At 55.3% G+C, this 4809-nt stretch carries 4 protein-coding genes and 1 pseudogene; 1 reads left to right on the forward strand and 4 read right to left on the reverse strand.

Translation table 11 applies throughout. The features are described from left to right. From QNK41_RS06335 to QNK41_RS06350, 4 genes and pseudogenes are all read right to left on the reverse strand, one after another. A pseudogene (locus QNK41_RS06335) lies at window positions 1–382 on the reverse strand (sulfite reductase, dissimilatory-type beta subunit); the annotation flags it as partial. A gap of 15 nt (window positions 383–397) precedes the next feature. Next, window positions 398–1711, reverse strand: a complete 1314-nt coding sequence (dsrA, locus tag QNK41_RS06340) for a dissimilatory-type sulfite reductase subunit alpha (protein ID WP_319254902.1) — start codon at window positions 1709–1711, stop codon at window positions 398–400. 536 nt (window positions 1712–2247) lie between these two features. After that, window positions 2248–3396, reverse strand: a complete 1149-nt coding sequence (locus QNK41_RS06345) for a hypothetical protein (protein WP_319254904.1) — start codon at window positions 3394–3396, stop codon at window positions 2248–2250. An 83-nt stretch (window positions 3397–3479) separates the two neighbouring features. Further along, window positions 3480–4103 carry a tetratricopeptide repeat protein gene (locus tag QNK41_RS06350; protein WP_319254906.1) on the reverse strand — a complete coding sequence of 208 codons (624 nt, stop codon included), beginning with the start codon at window positions 4101–4103 and terminating at the stop codon, window positions 3480–3482. 289 nt (window positions 4104–4392) lie between these two features. Here QNK41_RS06350 and QNK41_RS06355 point away from each other — a divergent pair. Further along, a partial coding sequence (locus QNK41_RS06355) for a dihydrodipicolinate synthase family protein (RefSeq protein WP_319254908.1) occupies window positions 4393–4809 on the forward strand: 417 nt, incomplete at its 3' end.

A 4809-nucleotide genomic window follows, 5' to 3' on the forward strand; every position in this document is an offset into this window, starting at 1 on the left:
CGCTGCCGCCGTCAAACTTGCGGCTTTCCAGATCCTTAACCAGGGGGTCGACCTTAGCCTTGCTGTCCACCATAAACTCGATGTTGTTGCGCGTGGTGAAGCGCAGGTGGCCGTCGCAGTGCTTGTCGGCGATTTCACAGATCTCGCGGATGTGGGTCACGCTCATCAGGCGGGCGCCGCCCACGCGCACGGTGTAGCACTCGTCGCCGCTTTCGGCCACGTGCACCAGCACGCCGGGTTTGATGATTTCGTGATAAAGCCATTTGCCCTTGTTTTTGGCAACGACCGGCGGGTAAAAAAGATCGTATTTTTGCGGACCGATGTCGGTGATCCGATCTGTCATCGGTTTGTCGGGATTGTATCCTGAAGAAATAAATGCCATTGTGATTCCTCCCCTTTATCTCTGGTGGTCTTTTCTGAATGCGTCAACGTCACGGGTCCAGCCGCCTTCAACCTCTTCCTCTTTCCAGAAGATGTAGGGGTTGTGGCGCGGTTCCTGAACATGCTGGGCCACTGCTTTGATATTGGTGGCTTCGAGCAGTTTCTGGAATCCCTGGCGTTTAATCAGCTCACCGAGACGTTCGCGGTTCTTGCCTTCTTCCATCCACCAATCCCAGATGCCTTCGATGACTTCCTTGATCTCGTCGTAGGGTTCTTCGATCTTGATGAAAGGCACCAGCAGGGAACCCATCTGGGCGCCGTCGAGGATAGGGGCCTTGGCGCCGACCAGCATGGAGCATCCTCGGTCATCACCCACGTGCAGGGCGCGGGGCATGACGTTGATGCAGTGCATGCAGCGGGTGCACTCTCTATTATCGATCTTCAGCTTGCCGCCGTCCATCCACATGCATTCGGTGGGGCAAAGGCCGATGACCTCTTTTTCGATGTCGAATTTTCCCCAGTCGCGTCCGCTATGGGCGCCGCCGTTAGCTGGGAACTCACCGCCGATGTATCCGGCAACGGCTTCCTGGTCGATCTTGATGTCGTCTTTCCAGGTACCGATGAAGGCGATGTCCGAACGGGCGATGGAGGCCACGCAGCAGTTGGGGCAGCCGTCGAATTTGAATTTGAACTTGTAGGGGAAGGCCGGACGGTGCAGTTCGTCCTGGTACTCCTGGGTCAAGGTGTAGCACAGCGCCTGGGTGTCGTAGCAGGAGTATTCACAACGCGAAGAGCCGATACAGTCGGCCGGGGTTCTCAGGTTGGAGCCGGAGCCGCCCAGGTCCTGGTTCATGTTGTGGGAGAGCTCAAAGAAAATCTCTTCCAATTGGGGGGTGGATGTTCCGATAAGGATGATGTCGCCGGTGGAGCCATACATATTGGTGACGCCGGAACCGCGGAACTCCCACAGGTCGCAGATTTTTTTCAGGAACTCGGTGGTGTAGTATTTGCCGCCGGGCTGGGCGACGCGCATGGTGTGGAAATGGGCCACGCCGGGAAATTTTTCCGGCTGGTCGCAGTAGCGGCCGATAACACCGCCGCCGTAACCGAAAACGCCCACGATTCCGCCGTGTTTCCAGTGGGTCATGCCATGTTTGAAAGAGAGTTCCAATACACCCAGAAGGTCATCTACACAGTCCTGGGCGACCTGGAATTCCACGTTGTTCGGGTTCTTGGCCCGGTTCGCGGCTTCCTGCTTCAGGTCTGACACGAAGCTCGGCCACGGCCCGGACTCAAGCTGGTCCAACAAAGGGGTTGCATGCTTTGCCATCTTTTACCTCCATTTAAATTGATAGTAAACCAACCTGCCAATAGATATAGAACCGACCCCGACGGGGGGTTTTGCGGTCACCTCCTCTCGAATTTTTTCTGCATATATTGTCGGGATTATTGAAATCACGTGGTTTTCTTCGTTAAAACTGCAAGGAGCAGATATAGAATTAATCATGGGGCTTGTCAATAAAAAAGCCTGGTTTCGCGCAGCTAAGCAGCCAGTGCCGTTAGCGGTGGGGCGTGCATACAAAATGTTGCGAAGCTTCTTGTCCAAACCTCTCCATATGGTGGTCGAACCCTGTTTTGCGCGATTGCATACAGTCGTTTTCATTCAATGCTGAGGAAGTCGTAAAAAGTCTCATTTTAGACGGATTCGTAAAAAGCCCGAGATCAAGGCTTGCGAATTTGGAGGAATGAGGCGTACTTATGGTACGCTGCAGTGACGAGAAATGAAGCGTAACGCAGATATTGGGCTTTTTACGAATCCATCAATGCTGCGGGGTCACATTTCGGTGATATCAGCAGACCTGGTAATCAAGCCGTCAAGACTCGGCTGATTTCGTTAACGTGACGGGCCAGATGGCGGTCGATGAGACGGCGTTCTTCTGTCCGCAGATCAAAAACGGTCTCGGTGATCCGGCGGGCCATTGCCAACAGATCCTTTCCATCATGATGGTTGAAAAATTGGCGAAAGGTACCCGGAAAGGTTTCTGGAAAACCGCTCATCCGGGCGGTCAGGTCCAACCCCTGAAAAAAACCGTCGACTATGGGCGCCAGGCAGCGGTCCGACGCCCAGGCAACTTCCGATACCCCGTCAAGGCGATCCAGGCGCATGCGCACGGACAGGTGGATGAAAAAAACCACCAGGGCATCCAGAAGCGAGCGTTCGTCGTCCGGTTCAGCGGTGCAGCCGGACATGGGAACATAATCCCTGACCGTGATCAGTCTGACCGACACGCCTTCTCCCTCGACCCGGACGACAAAGTCGCCGGCGGCATGGTGCCAGGGGAAGATCTGGCATGCGGAGATCGGGTCGTAGCAGGCGGTCAGGATCATAGCCATATTCCGGTACAGATCCGCCGCCTGTGTTTCAGAAAGCAGACAGGGTGAGGCGGCTCCATCCCAGACGATGATGGCCGGGTTGTCGCTGCCGGGTCGCCTGGTCAGGTGAAATTCATGGAATCCGTCAATCCAGTCTCCCAGGAACATGGGCAGTTCATCAGACACAAAGCAGTAAACCGTGGGAAACCAGCCAAAGGGCCGCTGGACGGTTAGATGTTGCAGCGCCTTTACCTCGCGGGACAGGGCCAGGCGCCCGTGGTCGGATGCCGCCACGTTGACCACAAAAAAGAGTCTCTGATCCTTGACCGCTAACTGGAGGCGGGCCGGGTGGTAAAATGCGCCGTGCTTCTCTAAAAATATAGCCAGGGGCCCCAGGTCTTTTTCAACTACAGGCTGTTCCAATTGGCGGGAGGCGGCCGCTATAATCCTGGACCACCCGTCGGCCGCGCAAAATTGGGAGACCGATGTAAAATATCTGCCGTAAGTAACGGCTGCACTATCAACCGATTCGGGAATTTTTACCGCGGACATTCGATTTTCAGGCAGCGGACGATGCCATAACGCGTGATCTTCATCAAAGGGGTGATCGATTGTGGACAGGAAATAAGAAACGGTCGGCATGGGGCGGATGCTATCGGAAAGTTTGAGTTTGAACGGGTATCCGGATCCGTGGTTTTCCCGGTCCGAATACCCGAGAAGATCGATCAGGCGCGATAGGGTTCCAGTTCTTTCAGAATTTCAGGTGCCACATCATAGCCCAATTCCCTGGCCTTGTCGGCGTGTTCCACGGCAAGGGCCGGCTGACCGTCTTCCAGGTAGGCGATGGCCAGGTTGTTGTGGGCGACCGCAAATTCCGGAGAGAGCTTCAACGCCTTCAGGTTGGTCTCGATACTTTCTTTGACCTGGCCATTCATCAGGTAGGCGTTGGCCAGGGTGGCGAAGGCCTGGACAAACCGGAAATTGAACGTGGTGGCCTTTTCCAGGGCTTTGATGGCGCCCGCTATGTCACCGCGCTGAAGCAGGACAAAACCGATGTTTCCCCACCCCTCGGAAAAACCGGGCTTGGCTTTGACGCCCCGTTGGTTCCAGTCCAGGCAGCCATCCATATCTCCGCGTTTCAGGCAAATGCCGCCAACCTGAACATAGGCTTCGGCCAGGCCGGGGCTGCACTCGATAGCAGCATACAATGATTTTTCGGCCTCTTCGATTTTTCCCTGGCCCAGCAGGGCAACGCCCAGGTTGTAGTGAGTGGTGCCGCAGTCGGGGTTGGCGGCGAGGGCATTTTTTTGCTGGTAAATATACGCGTCGGCGTTGGGTGCTTTTTCCATGGTCTCTTCCTTTTCCGGTGGCTTCACCGATAGTGTTTTCTCTTGAACCGCGATAGCGAGCGTATTCCTCGCCGCTTGCGGCGGGGTTAGCGAGCGAACTGAAAATAGACTTTCATCCCTACGGTGAAGATTCCCCGCAGCTTGCCGCGGGGAGGGTTCAAATCAGATTGGGTAACGTGACTGCCTTTCCGTGTCAAGGAAAATAATCGCGGTGGCCCCGCTTTTCCCTTGACATAAAACCCCAACTTCCTTATTTTTTTTAAACAACGTGACATTTTCAGGAGGCAGCATGAATTCAGGATGTTATACTGCGATGGTGACGCCTTTCGACGGCGCGGCAGTCGATGAAACGGGGCTTACCCGTCTGGCCGATTTTCAGATTCAAAACGGCATTACCGGTCTTCTGGCCGTGGGCACCACCGGTGAAAGCCCCACGCTTGCCTGGCAAGAGCACCACCGGGTGGTTCAAATCATTTCACAACATGCCAAGGGTAAATGCCTTTGCATCGCCGGGGCAGGCAGCAACAACACCAAAGAGGCCCTGTCCGCCACGCGCCATGCCGCCGAAGCGGGAGTCGATGCGGTGCTTTTAGTGGACCCTTACTATAACGGTCCCAGTTCGCTGGAGATCAGAAAAGAGTACCTGGCACCGGTGGCTGCGGCCTTTCCCGATCTATCCATGATTCCCTATATCATCCCGGGGAGG

This window comes from Desulfosarcina sp. (assembly GCF_033791525.1).
Taxonomy (GTDB): Bacteria; Desulfobacterota; Desulfobacteria; order Desulfobacterales; family Desulfosarcinaceae; genus Desulfosarcina.

Excerpts from the sequence above, each read along its gene's own strand:
- dsrA (WP_319254902.1), bottom strand. The coding sequence starts at position 1,711 with ATGGCAAAGCATGCAACCCCTTTGTTGGACCAGCTTGAGTCCGGGCCG.
- QNK41_RS06345 (WP_319254904.1), bottom strand. The coding sequence starts at position 3,396 with ATGCCGACCGTTTCTTATTTCCTGTCCACAATCGATCACCCCTTTGAT.
- QNK41_RS06350 (WP_319254906.1), bottom strand. The coding sequence starts at position 4,103 with ATGGAAAAAGCACCCAACGCCGACGCGTATATTTACCAGCAAAAAAAT.